At 39.1% G+C, this 16,222-nt stretch carries 14 protein-coding genes and 1 riboswitch; of the genes, 8 read left to right on the plus strand and 6 right to left on the minus strand.

Annotation, left to right across the window (positions count from 1 at the left end):
• The first annotated feature begins 424 nt into the window (after nucleotides 1-424).
• A complete protein-coding gene (locus ACK1I8_RS08080) occupies nucleotides 425-556 on the plus strand; it encodes a hypothetical protein (protein WP_412468824.1) in 132 nt (43 codons plus the stop codon).
• Between the two features lie 102 nt (nucleotides 557-658).
• Here ACK1I8_RS08080 and ACK1I8_RS08085 read toward each other — a convergent pair whose 3' ends face one another.
• The 4 genes from ACK1I8_RS08085 to ACK1I8_RS08100 form a co-directional block, all read right to left on the minus strand.
• Nucleotides 659-1,903, minus strand: coding sequence for a homoserine dehydrogenase (locus tag ACK1I8_RS08085; protein WP_412468825.1), 1,245 nt, complete (start codon nucleotides 1,901-1,903; stop codon nucleotides 659-661).
• 113 nt (nucleotides 1,904-2,016) lie between these two features.
• The gene (locus ACK1I8_RS08090; protein WP_412468826.1) at nucleotides 2,017-3,075 is read right to left on the minus strand and encodes a homoserine O-acetyltransferase family protein; all 1,059 of its coding nucleotides are present in this window, start codon (nucleotides 3,073-3,075) and stop codon (nucleotides 2,017-2,019) included.
• A 30-nt stretch (nucleotides 3,076-3,105) separates the two neighbouring features.
• Nucleotides 3,106-4,437 (minus strand): O-acetylhomoserine aminocarboxypropyltransferase/cysteine synthase family protein, encoded by a 1,332-nt coding sequence (locus ACK1I8_RS08095; RefSeq protein ID WP_412468827.1) that lies wholly within the window; start codon nucleotides 4,435-4,437, stop codon nucleotides 3,106-3,108.
• Between the two features lie 262 nt (nucleotides 4,438-4,699).
• Nucleotides 4,700-4,810, minus strand: a riboswitch (SAM riboswitch).
• A gap of 229 nt (nucleotides 4,811-5,039) precedes the next feature.
• Nucleotides 5,040-6,155: a trans-sulfuration enzyme family protein gene (locus ACK1I8_RS08100; protein ID WP_412468828.1), complete on the minus strand. Its 1,116-nt coding sequence runs from the start codon at nucleotides 6,153-6,155 to the stop codon at nucleotides 5,040-5,042.
• Nucleotides 6,156-6,278: 123 nt separating this feature from the next.
• On the opposite strand from ACK1I8_RS08100, the gene ACK1I8_RS08105 reads away from it, so the two are divergent.
• From ACK1I8_RS08105 to ACK1I8_RS08120, 4 genes are all read left to right on the plus strand, one after another.
• Nucleotides 6,279-6,773: a hypothetical protein gene (locus ACK1I8_RS08105; protein ID WP_412468829.1), complete on the plus strand. Its 495-nt coding sequence runs from the start codon at nucleotides 6,279-6,281 to the stop codon at nucleotides 6,771-6,773.
• A 445-nt stretch (nucleotides 6,774-7,218) separates the two neighbouring features.
• Complete coding sequence (mqnE, locus tag ACK1I8_RS08110) at nucleotides 7,219-8,412, plus strand: aminofutalosine synthase MqnE (protein ID WP_412468830.1); 1,194 nt, start codon at nucleotides 7,219-7,221, stop codon at nucleotides 8,410-8,412.
• 97 nt (nucleotides 8,413-8,509) lie between these two features.
• Complete coding sequence (locus ACK1I8_RS08115) at nucleotides 8,510-9,133, plus strand: histidine phosphatase family protein (protein WP_412468831.1); 624 nt, start codon at nucleotides 8,510-8,512, stop codon at nucleotides 9,131-9,133.
• A gap of 271 nt (nucleotides 9,134-9,404) precedes the next feature.
• Nucleotides 9,405-10,130, plus strand: a complete 726-nt coding sequence (locus ACK1I8_RS08120) for a menaquinone biosynthetic enzyme MqnA/MqnD family protein (protein WP_412468832.1) — start codon at nucleotides 9,405-9,407, stop codon at nucleotides 10,128-10,130.
• A gap of 119 nt (nucleotides 10,131-10,249) precedes the next feature.
• Here the strand turns inward: ACK1I8_RS08120 and ACK1I8_RS08125 are convergent, their stop codons facing one another.
• Both ACK1I8_RS08125 and ACK1I8_RS08130 read right to left on the minus strand, forming a co-directional pair.
• Nucleotides 10,250-10,564 carry an HPF/RaiA family ribosome-associated protein gene (locus tag ACK1I8_RS08125; RefSeq protein WP_412468833.1) on the minus strand — a complete coding sequence of 105 codons (315 nt, stop codon included), beginning with the start codon at nucleotides 10,562-10,564 and terminating at the stop codon, nucleotides 10,250-10,252.
• 75 nt (nucleotides 10,565-10,639) lie between these two features.
• Nucleotides 10,640-11,320, minus strand: a complete 681-nt coding sequence (locus tag ACK1I8_RS08130; RefSeq protein ID WP_412468834.1) for a phospholipase D-like domain-containing protein — start codon at nucleotides 11,318-11,320, stop codon at nucleotides 10,640-10,642.
• A 795-nt stretch (nucleotides 11,321-12,115) separates the two neighbouring features.
• Between ACK1I8_RS08130 and mutS the strand changes: the two genes are divergently transcribed.
• From mutS to ACK1I8_RS08145, 3 genes are all read left to right on the plus strand, one after another.
• A complete protein-coding gene (gene mutS / locus ACK1I8_RS08135) occupies nucleotides 12,116-14,728 on the plus strand; it encodes a DNA mismatch repair protein MutS (RefSeq protein WP_412468835.1) in 2,613 nt (870 codons plus the stop codon).
• Nucleotides 14,729-14,870: 142 nt separating this feature from the next.
• Nucleotides 14,871-15,326 carry a C40 family peptidase gene (locus tag ACK1I8_RS08140; protein WP_412468836.1) on the plus strand — a complete coding sequence of 152 codons (456 nt, stop codon included), beginning with the start codon at nucleotides 14,871-14,873 and terminating at the stop codon, nucleotides 15,324-15,326.
• 108 nt (nucleotides 15,327-15,434) lie between these two features.
• Nucleotides 15,435-16,040 carry a TlpA disulfide reductase family protein gene (locus tag ACK1I8_RS08145; RefSeq protein ID WP_412468837.1) on the plus strand — a complete coding sequence of 202 codons (606 nt, stop codon included), beginning with the start codon at nucleotides 15,435-15,437 and terminating at the stop codon, nucleotides 16,038-16,040.
• The last annotated feature ends 182 nt before the right edge of the window (nucleotides 16,041-16,222 follow it).

A 16,222-nucleotide genomic window follows, 5' to 3' on the forward strand; every position in this document is an offset into this window, starting at 1 on the left:
CCCCGGGGTTGTTTATTCCAAGAGAAACGAAATTAAAACACTGGTTGTTCTGAAATAAATCATACCGTTGTTTTATTTTAAAACATGTTATAGATAAAGTGATTGAGCAGATAAGCGATTACTCGCATAAAGATTTGCCATGGGAGTTTACAGAGCAAGGGACGGATGTTAGCTACGAACCTGCATTTTCAGAGAATTGCCATATGCTGTAAGCGTATACGATGAGGATGATCATTAAATGTATGTACTTGGATTCACTTATCGGATTTAACAGGGATCTGAAATTTCTGCTAAAAAAGTACTGAACATAAATGATGACTTGGACATGGTAAAGAAAATTATAAAGGTTAGGCCAAGTCAGCAACCGCCAGTTAGCTTCACCAGATATAACTTAGAAATTAAGACCTGTGTTATTAAAATAAAAATGGCCTGCAAATCTTCAAAAGGCCGGGGAGTAAACGCTGGTTTAAGGTTGATTTGTACCTATTTCGAAAAAGAAGAGAAGATTGCGTTTATTGAGCTTTACCATAAAAATGATAAAGAAAATAAAGACTAACTGCGTATTTTAGAAAAATTCAGCTAATGCAAAAGGCCGGACTCGCTCCGGCCTTTGTACTTAACAACAAAACAAATAAAAAAAATAATTCTAAAAAATAAATTAAAGGCTGGCCAGCTCTGCAGCAAAAACATTTTCACTTAATTGCTCTTGTTTGTAAATCTGTCTGCCTGTGTATGCCACAAAAACAGATGGGTCTAAAAGCAAATCGCGGTTTTTTATCAAACTTTCCAACCTGAGTGTACCCACCACATATTTATAACTGCTGGCTGCATAACGCTCGCTGATGTGATCAAATTCCAATAACGTAATCAGATCTTCATCTGCGTAACGTAAATAAACTTCTAAAAGAATTTCTTCTGTATGTTTTACACCGTTTTCTGAGTGATATTTTTTGTATTCATAACGGTAGTCATACCGTAGGGCAGCAATATCAGAAAGTACTGCAGCACCGGTAGGGTGGCCGCCTGCGCCTTTACCATAGAAAAACTGTTTATCAGCAAAAGCCGCCTGAACGGCAACGGCATTGTATTCGTTTTCTACATTGTACAGAAAATCATCTTTTGCCACGAGTTTAGGTAATACATAGGTCACAATATCCTTCGTATTTACTTTACGCGCGGTAGGGACTAATTTAATTTTGAAATTTTTCTCACGTGCATATTTAATATCATGGTTGGATAGGTTCTGTATACCAATGTTTAAAATGGCGTCAGGATTTACAAATAAACCGTAGGCATGTGCGGTAGCAATAGCCAGTTTGTATTTCGGATCATAACCTCCAACATCTAAAATTGGATCAGTTTCAGCGAAACCTAAATCCTGTGCTTCTTTTAATGCGGAATCGTAACTTTGATTCTCGTTAAATATTTTCGACAGGATGTAATTGGATGAACCATTAAAAATTCCGCTTAACGCATGGAACAATTCATTGTCGTAGTATTCTTCCAAATTCCGGATAATTGGAATACTGCCACAAACTGCCCCTTCATATAATAATGAAGTGCCATACTCTTGTTGTAAATCAACCAGCTCTTTTAGGTGCGTGGCGATCATTTTTTTATTCGCAGAAACTACATTTTTACCATTTTTTAATGCGGTAGTTACAATTTCGTAGGCTGCATCGGCATCATTGATCAATTCTACAATCGTATTGATCTCTGTATTGTTCAGTATTTCATTACGATCAGTAGTAAACAGATCCTTATTCAGGGTACGCTTTTTTCTAGGATCTTTTATCGCGATTTTAATGATCTCCAGGTTAAGGCTCTGACTTTGGATGATATCCAACAAACCTTGTCCTACAACCCCAAAACCAAATAAACCGATTTTTAAATTCTTACTCATTATTTTAAAGTGATTAAACAGATAGGTCGATTACACCGATAGAGCTGTTCTTATTTCTGTATTTTGTTTAAATTTTTTGTTCTGGTACCAGGTTTCTTTTACCCCCTACCTTTTTAAGCAGTATGCTGTAATTTGATGATCTTTTTGTTACGGCTTTCTTTCATAAAGTTTCCGATTACATTGGTCAGTGCATTCGTTTCAATTAAAAAACCATCGTGTCCATAGTCAGAATGCAAAGCAATAAATTCTGCTCCGGGAATATGATTGGCCAGGTACTGCTGCTCTGAAAGTGGAAACAATACATCGTTTTCTATTCCGATAACCAGCGTATTCGCCGTAATTAATTTTAAAGCATCGCCAATACTTTTGCGGTTACGGCCTACGTTATGGCTATCCATTGCTTTGGTTAAATAATAATAGCTGTAAGCATTAAAACGATTGATCAATTTTTCTCCCTGATAATTCTGGTAAGAAGACGACCTGAAATGGTCAGTTTTATCGTTTATACTTTCTACCTGTGTACTGCCATAGGCACTGTAGGTTCTATAACTTAAGAGTGCAATACTACGGGCCGTTTTTAAACCTTTACTGCCGCCGTTAGGTTGGTTGGCATAAAAAGTCCTGTCGGTGGTAATGGCCAAACGCTGACTTTCATTAAAAGCAATGCCCCATGGAGAATGAGCTGCATTAGTAGCAATTAAAATTAGGTTTTCTATTTTATTCGGTTCCGAAATACTCCATTCCACAGCTTGCTGCCCACCTAGGGAACCACCAATTAACAATTTTATATAATCAACACCCAAATGCAAAGCCAATAACTGGTGTGCAGATACTAAATCGCGAATGGTAAATTGCGGAAAAGAAAGGTAATAAGGTAAACCCGTTACCGGATTGTTGCTTAATGGATTGGTGCTGCCATAGTGAGAACCTAAAACATTGGCGCATACAATATAATGCTCTTCAGGATTGAACAAAGCATTTCTCCCGAACAAACCTTCCCACCATTCAAAAACATCAGCATTAGCTGTAAGTGCATGGCAAACCCAGATTACATTATCTTTAGCTGCATTTAGCTTTCCATAAGTTTGATAAGCAATTTGCAGGTTACGGATTTTCTTTCCGTTTTCTAATTTGAACTGTTTGTTATGATTATATATTGATGCTGTACTCATTGTTTTGCTGTATTCGGGAAATAAACGGGCTTAGGCTGATAAACTCTCAGAAGAAACTTGTGCGTTAATGGCCGCAAATGCTTGTTCAAAATCTGCTTTAATGTCATCGATATGTTCAATACCAACTGAAACCCTTAAGGCATTTGGTTTTACACCTGCAGCCAATTGCTCTTCTTCGCTCAATTGCTGATGTGTTGTGGCCGATGGTTGGATAATCAGGGTCTTGGCATCGCCCACGTTCGCAAGATGTGAAACCAATTTTAGCTTATCGATAACCTGGGTGGCGTTTTCCTTACTTCCATTTAATTCGAAAGATAACACAGCCCCAAAACCATTACTTAAATATTTCTTTGCGAGGTTGTTGTATTTGCTGCTTGCTAATCCCGGATAATGCACTTCCTTAACCAACGGATGATTTTCCAGCCAGGTAGCCAGTTCAAGGGCATTATCAACATGGCGTTGTACGCGGAGCGATAAGGTTTCCAATCCTTGCAACAGAAGAAAAGAATTAAAAGGTGATAGCGCAGGACCAAGGTCTCTTAGTCCTTCAACACGGGCACGGATGATGAACTGGATATTACCAAACGGCCCGCCAATACCAAAAACATCACTAAAAACCAAGCCGTGGTAACCTGCAGAGGGTTCAGAGAACTGAGGGAATTTTCCATTGCCCCAATTGTAGTTTCCGCCGTCAACAATTATTCCACCGATGCTTGTTCCATGTCCACCAATCCATTTCGTTGCAGATTCTACCACAATGTTGGCACCATGCTCTAATGGCTTAAATAAGTAACCGCCTGCACCAAAAGTATTATCAACCACTAATGGAAGATCATATTTTTTGGCAATGGCCGCAATTTTTTCAAAATCAGGTACACTAAACGCAGGGTTGCCTATGGTTTCGAGGTAAATGGCTTTGGTTTTATCCGTAATTTTTGCCTCAAACTCTTCTGGCACATCCGGATTTGCAAAATCGACATGAACACCTAAACGCTTAAAGGCCACCTTAAACTGGTTATACGTTCCGCCGTAAATGTGAGAAGAAGAAACAATGCTGTCGCCAGCTTCCAGTATATTGTTTAAAGCTATAAATTGAGCAGCCTGACCTGATGCCACAGCCAAAGCCGCAACACCGCCTTCTAAAGCTGCAATACGTTTTTCGAAAACGTCATTGGTCGGATTCATGATCCTGGTATAGATATTGCCAAACTCTTTCAAAGCAAATAAATTGGCGCCATGCTCGGCGCTGTTAAACCCATAAGAAGTAGTTTGATAAATCGGTACAGCTCTTGAACCTGTTGTTGGATCTATTTCCTGACCCGCGTGTAATTGTAAAGTTTCAAATTTATATGATGTTGACATGATTGCTGTTTTTATTTGTTGAACAATTTAATAGGGTGGCTTAGCTTAATCCTAAAGCCTGCAGGGCGTATCCCAATGATTCGGGACCTTCCAGTTTGAAAGAAACAAAAGAGGAAGATTTTTAAATTACCGTATGCAACAGCACATACATGCCATGGCAGACATATGGTAACAAGCAATAGAAACAGAAAATGGTTTCACCGTTTTTAGTTCAGCAGTAGGTTCGCTTAGCGATCGAAAGTTTAATGTTTTCATCAGTTCTAATTTATATCTCCAGATAATACCATATTATCCGGTCAGGAATTGGCACCTTCTCTTTCTGAGGGTTGCCAGTGGGTCGTGGAGCCAGTCTCTCGCCACTTCTTTATAAATCAACCTATGAAGATTGACTTTTATTTAGCTTTCCGCCAAATAATATTTCAAATGTCTGAATTTATTTTAAATACACAAAATAAAATTTCGAATTTTAAATAACTTAATGAAAATGAGGTATTTATTTTTTCAGCGACAAACCATCCGCTTAAACGGATCAGGGATTTATCATAGTAAATAAGATTTTAATAACTGGTCTTCATGCCGGGGATGACCATACCGAAAACGTCTTATCCTAAGGCCTGCGCTAAATCGGCTATGATATCATCTGGGTGTTCCAATCCCACAGAAATCCGGAGTAAATTTTTTGGTGTTTTACTGTCAGGACCTTCTACCGAATAACGGTGTTCAATCAAACTCTCTACGCCGCCCAAACTGGTTGCCTGCGCAAATAATTTAACTTTATTGACCATTTTGTGAGCTGCTTCAACACCCCCTTTAACCAGAAACGACATCATGCCACCAAAATCTTTCATTTGTTTTCCGGCAATTTCATGCTGAGGATGATCTTTCAGGCCGGGATAAAAAACGGCCTCAACATTTGGATGCTTATTTAAATAATCAGCTATAATCTTTCCGTTTTCACAATGCCCTTTCATGCGGTAGGCAAGGGTTTTTATGCTTCTGCTTAATAAAAAGCAGTCAAAAGGTGAAGGCACTGCACCACCGGTTTGCTGAATATTTTTGATTTTCTCCCACAACTCGTCTTTTTTCGCGGTTATCAAAATTCCGCCAAGCACATCGCTATGTCCGCCTAGATATTTAGTGCTGCTATGCATTACGATATCAGCCCCCAATAAAATCGGATTTTGTAAAACAGGAGAGGCAAAAGTGCTATCGCAAACCAAAGTGATGTTTTCAGCTTTAGCGATTCTGGCAATTTCCTCAATATCCGTAATCTTTAATAGCGGGTTGGATGGCGTTTCGATCCAGATCAGTTTAGTATGGGGTTTTATGCTTGATTGGATCAGATTTAAATCGGTCTGGTCAATAAAATCAAATTCCAAACTATCATTAAAAATCGTCAGTAGCTGTTTTTTAATGCCCCAATACATATCATCAGGCGCAATGATGTGGCTACCAGGTTTCAAAGCCTGAAATAAAGCCAAACCGCAGGTATTGCCCGAAGAAAAAGCTGCCGCATCTTCGCCATATTCTAATTTGCATACAGTGTTTTCTAAAGCAGACCGGTTAGGATTGCTTACCCTGCTATACATATGCCCCCCAGGATAACCACCATCCTCGCCACGAAAAAAAGTGGTGGATAAACTGATCGGCGGAGTAACATCACCAGTATTGATTTTTACAAGATTAGCGGTGTGAATAGCAAGGGTTTCTGGTTTCATGATAATTGATTTTGGACGAACTGATATAGAAGCGCAATTTAGTAATTTACCGCTAATTTACGGCTCATAATGGTTTTGGCAAGATTTATGTAACAAGTTTGAGAAAATTTAAATTACACAAAAATGAAAAGATTATTTATAGCTATCGCCATAGCATGTTCTACTTTGGTAATGTTACAAAGCTGTAATACGGCAAAACGGGTAACTGCAGGTGTAACCGGCAGCAGAGGCACGGTTGTACGCGAATGGGTGGTAACAAACGTTGCTTTAGAAGGATTGCCTGATGGCGCTGTTCAAGGCTTATTCGGAGAGAAATCCTACAAATGTTTTGAGGGGAGCACATGGAATTTGACCAATAGTGGTAACGGTTCTTACACTTTACCGGCGTCGAGCGCTTGTGGTTCGGTCATGCAAACGATTTTCTGGTCGGCCGCACCAAAAGATCAAACTTTCCAGTTTAAAAAGATATACGAGGGTGATAAAGCTAAAAATGTAACCGAAGGTTATCGTTTAGTGTTAACTGAACTTTCCAGCACACAAATGGTATTAAAATCGCCAATCGAGTTTGGCGGCAGAACTGCGAATATTATTTTGACATTTGCGCCTGCAGCAAGATAATATCTAACATCGAAAAACATACCCTTAAAGCACCTTTTGAAAAAGGTGCTTTTTTTGTTTGTTACGCTTTCACTCTTATCGGGTCTGATTTATTTTAGAAAACAGTTTAGGTTCCAAGATGCCGTCATTCCCAACTCGATCCGATTGCTATCGGATGGGAGTCGTAAGGCAGGCGCTTTAAGATGCCCGCATGCGCGGGAATAATGACCGAGGTAGTTATGCTATCAATGGCTGTTAAACTAATGTGTCTATATACAAATTTTTTCTTTTGTATTTTTTCCGCGCCTTCCGTGTTTCTGTGGCGGATGTTAAATTAATACCCACTTAATATCCGTGTTCATCTTTTATTAATTGTTGCGATTGACTGTCAAAAATCACGGTTTGTTACAAGAAAATGATTTTCAAATCGGCTCAATATTGTATTTTTGTTGAAAATTAATCAGGAATGAATACAACTGAACAAGTTGAAAAAATATTAGCTGATACCAATTTATCAACTGAACTACAAAACATCGCGCACAAAGTTCTTCATAAAGAGCGGATTACCTTCGACGAGGGTGTGTACTTATACGAACATGCAGAATTGGGTTATCTCGGAGTGCTGGCCAATTTTATCCGGGAAGAGAAACATGGTGATAAAACCTATTTTAACCGCAACTTTCATCTGGAGCCGACCAATCTTTGTGTTTACGACTGCAAATTCTGTTCCTACTCCCGCTTAATCAAGCAAAAAGAAGAGGGCTGGGCCTTAACAATGGAGCAAATGCTTGATATTGTTAAAAAATATGATGACGAACCGGTAACGGAAGTGCACATTGTGGGCGGAGTCCTTCCTCAGTATGATGTGGCATTTTATTCGGCACTGTTTACCGCTATCAAACAGCACCGTCCGGATTTGCATGTTAAAGCGTTAACTCCTGTAGAGTACCATTATATCTTCAAAAAGGCCAAAATTGATTACGCAACGGGAATGCGTTTGATGAAAGAAGCAGGCCTGGAATCGATACCGGGTGGTGGAGCAGAGATTTTTCATCCCGAAATCAGGGAACAAATTGCTAAAGATAAATGTACCGGTCAGCAATGGCTGGATATACATGAAGAGTGGCACAAGCTGGGCATGCGCAGTAATGCGACCATGCTGTATGGCCATATTGAAAAATACTGGCACCGCGTAGACCATATGGAAAAACTCCGCGAGCTGCAGGACCGTACAGGTGGTTTCCAAACTTTTATTCCTTTAAAATTCAGAAATCAGCATAACCAGATGAGTAATGTGCCCGAATCTTCAGTAATAGAAGATTTAAGAAATTATGCCATTGCCCGTATTTATATGGATAACTTTGATCACATTAAAGCCTACTGGGCCATGATCAGTCGGGAAACGGCACAGTTATCCTTAAATTATGGCGTCGACGATATTGACGGCACTTTGGATGATACTACGAAAATTTACGCCATGGCTGGGGCGGAAGAACAAAATCCGGCTATGAGTACCAAAGAATTGGTTAATCTGATTAAACAGGTAGGCAGAAAAGCAATAGAACGCGATACGCTATATAATGTGGTTACGGATTTTGAAAATGTTGTTTTTGAAGAAGAGCAGAAACCGCAATATTATAAATTACCAGTGGTGAATTAATATTAGCATGAAGGAATGATAGAGTGAGTGAGTATTAAGGTTTATGTTTCAGATGATATTTAATCATTCAAAACTCACTCATTCAATAACTTAATAAATGAAAGAAATATACATCATACGCCACGGCGAAACAGAACTCAACAGGCAGGGCATAGTACAGGGCAGGGGTATAAATTCTGACTTAAATGATTTAGGCCGTGCCCAGGCAGAGGCTTTTTATCAAAAATATAAGGATGTTCCTTTTGATAAGATTTACACATCTGATCTGAAACGCACCTGGCAAACCGTGCAGAAGTTTATTGATGCAGGATTACCCTGGGAAAGACTTTCGGGATTAGATGAGTTGGCCTGGGGTATATGGGAAGGAAAACCAAATACCGAGGAAGCGCGTGAGGCTTTCCGAATGATGTTACAAAGCTGGGAAAACGGAGATTATACCGCTCATTTTGAAGGTGGCGAAAGTGTTCAGGACGTTTATGAACGGTTGAAACAACCTATGGAAGTTTTAATGACGAGGCCCGAAGAAAAAACGGTTTTACTTTGTATGCACGGTAGGGCAATTCGCGTTTTTTTATGTTTATTGTTAGGCAGACCATTGAGCGAGATGACCGAATTCCCGCATCAAAATACAGTACTTTATAAAATGGGTTTCGAAAATGGAAAATTTACGGTATTGGAGTTTAACAGCGCTGTTCATTTAGACGGTTTGGTAATTGGATAATGAACGGCTTAGGTTCTTATCTTTAGCAAACGAAATATATTAAAGGTTCGTCGGGAACACGACCCTTGGCAAGCAGAGCGTTTAATCTGTTTAAAGACTCTTTATCATTCGTCATCCTGAACTTCCGCCCGGCCGGTCGAACGGGTGTTTCCAGGATCTAAGCATAAATAGACTTTAATGATATAGTGGTTTATGCGGAGAAGAATCATGGCGAGTTTATTAATTAAATAATAACGCTTATCGCTAAACACGAAGCGCAAAACATAACACCTTGAATAAGATTAAAATATCGGCTGTTGCCTATACCAATACAAAAGCTTTTATATACGGACTAAAACATTCAGACCTCATCAATAAAATTGATTTGAGTTTAGATATTCCTTCAGATTGCGCTGCAAAAGTAATTAACGGACAGGCAGATATCGGTTTAATGCCAGTAGCAGCCATTCCGCTGGTTCCAAATGCCAACATTGTAGCAGATTATTGTATAGGCAGTGACGGGGGAGTAAATTCTGTATTTATTTTTAGTGAGGTTCCGGCCCGGGAAATTAAAACGCTAAGGCTGGATGCCCACTCGCGCACCTCGAATAACTTAGCAAAAGTATTGCTAAAGTTCTATTGGAAAAACGACGTGGAATTTACCACCGATCCTGATGCCAAAACGGATGCTTTTGTTTTGATCGGCGATAGAACCTTTGGCAAAAAACAGGATTTTGCCTACGCCTACGACATGGGAGAGGAATGGCAGAATTTTACTGGTTTGCCCTTTATGTACGCCGCCTGGGTAGCCAATAAAGAAATTTCACAAGAATTTAAAACTGAATTTAATGCTGCTTTAAAATTTGGTTTAGACCATAGAAAGGAAGTTCTGGCGGAATTGCCGGAGTCGCCAAATTTCGATCTGGAAGATTATCTGTACCATAAATTGCAGTTTGATGTTACAGATGACAGAAGGAAGGCTTTGAAGCTGTTTTTGGGATATATTGAGCAGTTGTAAAGAACTTATCGATAAATTCGTCATTCCCATTGATCCGATAGTTCGCTATCGGAAGGGAATCCTAATATATGCTAAAGCGTTAAGATTCCGTTTTATCGGGAATGACGATAAAGGCTAATTTAATGTGCTTTCATCTTACCAGCCACTTTCTCTAATGCGCTTTTCAATTTCGTTAAGGCACCGGTGATGGCTATATCATAAGTATCGCCCATATTGGTTACTGCAATTGGTTCTTTACCGGTAATTCTAGCCTCTAATAAACACCTTTTATCGTCCAATCCTTCCTTACTGCCATTTTCATCAGAAAGATGAACTTCTATTCGCGTAATTAAGTCACTAAATCTATTTAAGCCTTCGGTTAACTGGCTATTGATTTTTTCTTCGTATTCCTGATGTATCGTTAAATTTTTGTCGGTGTTGAGTTGGATCGTCATAATTGAAAATGAGTTTTAAATTTATACTAGCTTAACAGCAGACGGGTCAAAACGTTTTAAAATTAATTGTTAATTTTAGTTAATTGGCTCGGTATATATTTGTTTTCCCCAAAGTTGTAAATCTACAACCGGCAGGTAAGGATGTTCAAAGAGATGGTCAATTTCTTTCCTTATTTCTCGTATTGCATTTACATCAGTTGTTCTGACTCGCGTTTCATGATTAAATTGAGTACCACTCTGGGTGAAGTTTAATGAACCCAAATATGCTATCTGGTCATCAATTAAGTAAATTTTACTGTGAATAAAGCATGTTTTTTCATTGGCTATATATACCTTAAACGGAAATAGCTGCGTATAATAATAGGAGTAAATCTGTAGTTTTTTAATTTTAGTTTTATATAAACTTTGAATTAGAAAAATGATGATAATTGGCATAAAACCAAAAAATATCTCAACACTCCTGAAATAATATGCCAAAACAATTAACAGGGCTATTAAACTAAAGCCAATATAAGAAAGACGACTTGTAAAACTGATCCACTTCTCTCGGAGTTTCTGTTTCTGAACGTCTGTATTCCGATTTTGAATAATCAATTTATAAATATTTTTTTCACGGTAACCATAAAAATCTTCTATGTTATCTGTTGTAATTAATTTGATATCAATGTTGTTGCTTTTAAGATAAATCAACTCTGTAATCAAATAAGGCGATAAAAAAGGGGAGACTATTTTGACTGAACGCTTTGCAGCTTTCATATCATTCATGAGCTTTTTGCCGGCTCCGCTTCCAATATAGATATCACAAAGAGCATTATTGTAAAACATATCAAAGATGAGGGAATGGTTTGGTCAGATTTATTAATTTAGATTGCTGAAAATAAACTTAAGAAAATTTATTTATTTATAAAAGTCTGATTCTTAAGTGCGTTAAGGTGTGATCATCGGAACAGCCCGTTGTACCTAAACCTGGTAGGAGCGGGCACGGAGTGTAACGAAGTAAAGCAAATAACAGGGCTACAGTATCCGAAATGTACGGAACCTTTCATTTCCAAATAAGGCTCAATTGTTAATTGCCCAATCTGTTATATAACCGGGTTAAAACAGACCATTGTGCCTAAACCTGATTGAAGCGGTAGCGCCCGATTGAAAAGAGGGACTACAAGCGTAAAGCAGGGCTACAGTATCCGAAATGTACGGAACCTTTCATTTCCAAATAAGGCTCAATTGTTAATTACTCAATCTGTTATATAACCGGGTTAAAACAGACCATTGTACCTAAACTGATTGAAGCGGTAGCTCCCGATTGGAAAGAGGGACTACAAGCGTAAAGCAGGGCTACAGTATCCGAAATGTACGGAACCGGTGGTTTTCAGATGATGCTTAACTGTTTAAATTGTGTAAACCGGTTAACTGTGGTATCCTACAATTAACCAATTTAAACAGCTAACCAATTAGCCTTTCTCTTTTAAACAATCTTTCAACTTTTCAACAAAACAGTTGTAAAATGCTTATTCGTGTTATCTTTATGGCTTTTGTAAATTCATTTCAGTTTTGGCTAAAGACACAAATAAAGAAACCCCGTTAATGCAGCAATACAACGCGATAAAAGCGAAGTATCCAGGTGCACTTTTACTATTTAGGGTTGGCGATTTTTATGAAACCTTTGGCGAGGATGCCATTAAAACGGCACAGATTTTAGGCATCGTATTAACCAGAAGAGGTACCGGCCCTAATGGTGGGGCTTTAGAATTGGCCGGTTTTCCGCACCATTCTTTAGATAATTATTTATCCAAGTTGGTACGTGCCGGGCAACGCGTAGCCATTTGCGATCAGCTTGAGGACCCCAAATCAACCAAAACCATTGTTAAGCGCGGCGTAACAGAGCTGGTTACGCCTGGTGTGGCTTATGGCGACAATATTGTAAACCAAAAGTCGAATAATTTTCTGGCTTGTGTTTACTTTGACAAAACACAATTGGGCGTTTCATTTTTAGATATATCAACGGGTGAATTTTTAATTGCCCAGGGCAACAGCGACTATATTGATAAACTTTTACAAGGTTTTAAACCCACAGAGGTTATATTTCAGAAATCTAAAAGACAGGCATTTACTGAAAACTTTGGTGATCGTTTTTACACTTTTGGCTTAGATGAATGGCCATTTACCACTGATTTTGGCAACGAAACACTGATGAAACATTTTGAGGTTTCTTCGTTAAAAGGTTTTGGTGTAGAACGTTTGCAAAGTGGAATTGTGGCCGCTGGTGTGATTTTGCACTATTTGGGTGAAACGGAACACCGCAACCTGCAGCACATTACTTCGATTAGCCGGATAGAGGAGGACCGCTACATGTGGCTCGACCGTTTCACTATCCGTAACCTGGAGCTGGTGAATTCGCCTAACGAAAATGCGGTAACGCTGTTCGATATTTTGGATCATACCTGTACCCCAATGGGTGCACGTTTGTTGCAAAAGTGGATCATTATGCCGTTAAAAGAATTGAAACCTATTCAGGAAAGGCTGGGCATGGTGGAATATTTTGTGGCCCATGGAACTTTACAGGAAGAATTTTTATCACACATCAAACAGATTGGCGATTTAGAACGCTTAATTTCAAAAGTAGGCCTGCAACGGGTTGGCCCGAGAGAACTGGTGGCTTTAAAGCGTGCACTTTATCATATTGAAGCGGTTAAAAAACTGGCTGCCGAATCTAAAAATCCTTTCCTCATTAAAATTGCCGACCAGCTAAATCCTTGTCTGGCCATAAGGGAACGGATTGAAAAAGAATTACAGGCTGATCCACCGGCATTGCTCATCAAAGGAAACGTAATTGCTGATGGGGTAGATGAAGATTTAGACCGTTTACGCAAAATTGCCTTTGGGGGTAAAGATTATCTGGTTCAGATCCAGAAGCGTGAAGCAGAAGCAACCGGTATTCCATCGTTAAAAATTGCCTTTAATAACGTTTTCGGGTATTATTTAGAGGTTACCCATACCCATAAAGATAAAGTGCCAGAGGGTTGGATCCGTAAACAAACGCTTGTAAATGCCGAGCGTTATATCACACCGGAACTTAAAGAATACGAAGATCAGATTTTAGGTGCAGAAGAGAAAATACAGGCTATTGAAATTCGTTTGTATAACGAACTGATGTATGAAACGGCCAGCTATATCAAACCGATCCAGCTTGATTCGTATTTAATCGCACAGCTTGATTGTTTATTGTGTTTTGCGCAATTGGCGGCTAAAAATCATTACAACAAACCTAAAGTTACTGAAAATAAGGTTCTTGATATTAAAGGCGGCCGTCACCCGGTAATTGAAAAACAGCTACCTGTTGGCACAGAGTACATTACAAACGATGTATATCTCGATACGGAAAGTCAGCAGATCATTATGATAACCGGCCCCAATATGGCAGGTAAATCAGCCATTTTACGTCAAACCGCACTGATTGTGTTAATGGCACAGATGGGGTCTTTTGTTCCGGCTAAGGATGCAGAAGTCGGGATAGTAGATAAGATTTTTACCCGGGTGGGGGCATCTGACAATATCTCGTCGGGAGAAAGTACATTCATGGTCGAAATGAACGAAACTGCAAGTATCTTAAATAACATTTCGGACGATAGCCTGATCTTGTTGGATGAGATTGGCCGCGGAACAAGTACTTACGATGGTATATCTATTGCCTGGGCGATTGCTGAATTTTTGCACCAGCACCCTACAGCGCGACCAAAAACCTTGTTTGCCACACATTATCATGAGCTAAACGAATTGGCCAATACCATGCCGCGTATCAAAAATTTTAACGTTTCGGTAAAAGAAATGGCCAATAAGGTGATTTTCTTACGGAAATTGGTACCTGGCGGCAGTGAGCATAGTTTTGGTATACATGTGGCAAAAATGGCCGGTATGCCGTCCAGATTGATAGGCCGTGCCAACGAGATCCTGAAAAAACTGGAGATAGACCGTACTGAAGGACAAAGCATAAAAGACAGCATTAAAAAAGTGCAGAACCAGGCCTATCAGTTACAGATGTTTGCCATTGATGATCCTATACTGGTGAAAATACGCGATACCCTGAATAATCTTGATGTAAATGCGTTAACACCTGTAGAAGCTTTGTTAAAATTGGATGAGATACAAAGATTGATTAAGAATTAGGAAAGGTTAGGGGTTTAGGGTGTATGGTTTAAGGACAAAACATCTTAATCCCTAATTAAATATCATATTTATGCAAATTACCTTAAACCTTCTGCCTTGCACCTTGCGCCCCGAAAAATATATTTTATACTTAATAGTGTTCATGCTATTAGTATCTTCCTGCGGAACAAGAAAATATACCGTGAGGAGTGATACAAAAGCGGCAAGAGCGGCTGACGCAATGGCACAGCTGCAAAGCAAATCACTCTATCGTTTTATTACCGATTGGACAGGTGTAAAATACCGTTTCGGAGGTTTAGATAAAAATGGTATTGATTGTTCCGGTTTTGCATTTCTATTGGAGAAAGAAATATACGGCGTTACGCTTCCACGTATCTCACGCGAGCAGGCCAGTGTGATCAGACGAAAAGATGTCGGCAATTTAAAAGAAGGCGATCTGGTATTTTTCTCATTTGGTGGAAATGATGTAGATCATGTGGGTGTTTACCTTAACAACGGTTTTTTTGTACATGCCAGTACCACAAGAGGGGTAATTGTAGATGATTTGACTTTACCCGCCTACCAGCGGGTGCTGGTTAAATCGGGTTCGGTGAATTAGTTAATCTCTCTACTTGTTGTCATGCTGAACTGATTTTATTAGTTTTTTTTGTTTTTTAAAGGCCTAATAGCTAATTCGTGGTCAGCATCTTTTTAGTAAAATGAATTTATGATGAGTATTATTCTTTTAAAGACCCTGAAACACCCGACCGGCCGGGCGGAAGTTCAGGGTGACGGATCCCAAAAACAAAATAATCCCATCATTTTCCATTGTCCATCTATGCGTATATTCAGCATCATCATCTTATCAATAATCACTTTTTCTGCCCATGCACAAGTAAAACTGCTGACGCTGGATGATTTGGATGAACGCATTACTAATGGTAAAGACACTACATATGTGATCAACTTTTGGGCAACCTGGTGTTCGCCGTGCGTAGCGGAGCTGCCAAATTTTGAAAAGCTGCGTTTAGCCAATTTAACAAAACCTGTTAAGGTACTGTTGGTGAGTCTGGATTTTAAATCAAAGTTACAAAAGGAAGTCATTCCATTTGTGGAGCAGCATAAGATTAATGCGGAGGTATTTGTCTTAAATGAGCCCGATCAGCAGCAATATATAGAAAGGATCGATAAAAAATGGTCGGGTGCTATTCCTGCTACCCTTTTTGTAAACAAGAAGACCAGGCAATTCTATGAAAAAGAATTTACAGAAACCGAGCTGAAAAAAACGTTGTTTAACTTAAATAAATCATCCATCAGAAGGAAAAAAGGATAAACACAACTAAAGCACCATTACCGGTTCACTTCCCTATATTTTTTGACGTTATGGAGGGTGCGTATCGAGAAATCACCGTGCCATAACTATTGGTAAATTAAAGCCAGATATCGAAGGCAGAAATAAAAACAGAGCCTACACAATTTCTTTTGCAACCGATCCACCCAGAAAAATAACTATCA

This window comes from Pedobacter sp. KLB.chiD (genome assembly GCF_047040275.1).
Taxonomy (GTDB): Bacteria; Bacteroidota; Bacteroidia; order Sphingobacteriales; family Sphingobacteriaceae; genus Pedobacter.

Excerpts from the sequence above, each read along its gene's own strand:
- ACK1I8_RS08125 (WP_412468833.1), bottom strand. The coding sequence starts at position 10,564 with ATGACGATCCAACTCAACACCGACAAAAATTTAACGATACATCAGGAA.
- ACK1I8_RS08095 (WP_412468827.1), bottom strand. The coding sequence starts at position 4,437 with ATGTCAACATCATATAAATTTGAAACTTTACAATTACACGCGGGTCAG.
- ACK1I8_RS08140 (WP_412468836.1), top strand. The coding sequence starts at position 14,871 with ATGCTATTAGTATCTTCCTGCGGAACAAGAAAATATACCGTGAGGAGT.
- ACK1I8_RS08130 (WP_412468834.1), bottom strand. The coding sequence starts at position 11,320 with ATGAAAGCTGCAAAGCGTTCAGTCAAAATAGTCTCCCCTTTTTTATCG.
- ACK1I8_RS08115 (WP_412468831.1), top strand. The coding sequence starts at position 8,510 with ATGAAAGAAATATACATCATACGCCACGGCGAAACAGAACTCAACAGG.
- ACK1I8_RS08100 (WP_412468828.1), bottom strand. The coding sequence starts at position 6,155 with ATGAAACCAGAAACCCTTGCTATTCACACCGCTAATCTTGTAAAAATC.
- mqnE (WP_412468830.1), top strand. The coding sequence starts at position 7,219 with ATGAATACAACTGAACAAGTTGAAAAAATATTAGCTGATACCAATTTA.
- ACK1I8_RS08080 (WP_412468824.1), top strand. The coding sequence starts at position 425 with ATGGCCTGCAAATCTTCAAAAGGCCGGGGAGTAAACGCTGGTTTAAGG.
- ACK1I8_RS08090 (WP_412468826.1), bottom strand. The coding sequence starts at position 3,075 with ATGAGTACAGCATCAATATATAATCATAACAAACAGTTCAAATTAGAA.
- ACK1I8_RS08085 (WP_412468825.1), bottom strand. The coding sequence starts at position 1,903 with ATGAGTAAGAATTTAAAAATCGGTTTATTTGGTTTTGGGGTTGTAGGA.
- ACK1I8_RS08105 (WP_412468829.1), top strand. The coding sequence starts at position 6,279 with ATGAAAAGATTATTTATAGCTATCGCCATAGCATGTTCTACTTTGGTA.
- ACK1I8_RS08145 (WP_412468837.1), top strand. The coding sequence starts at position 15,435 with ATGATGAGTATTATTCTTTTAAAGACCCTGAAACACCCGACCGGCCGG.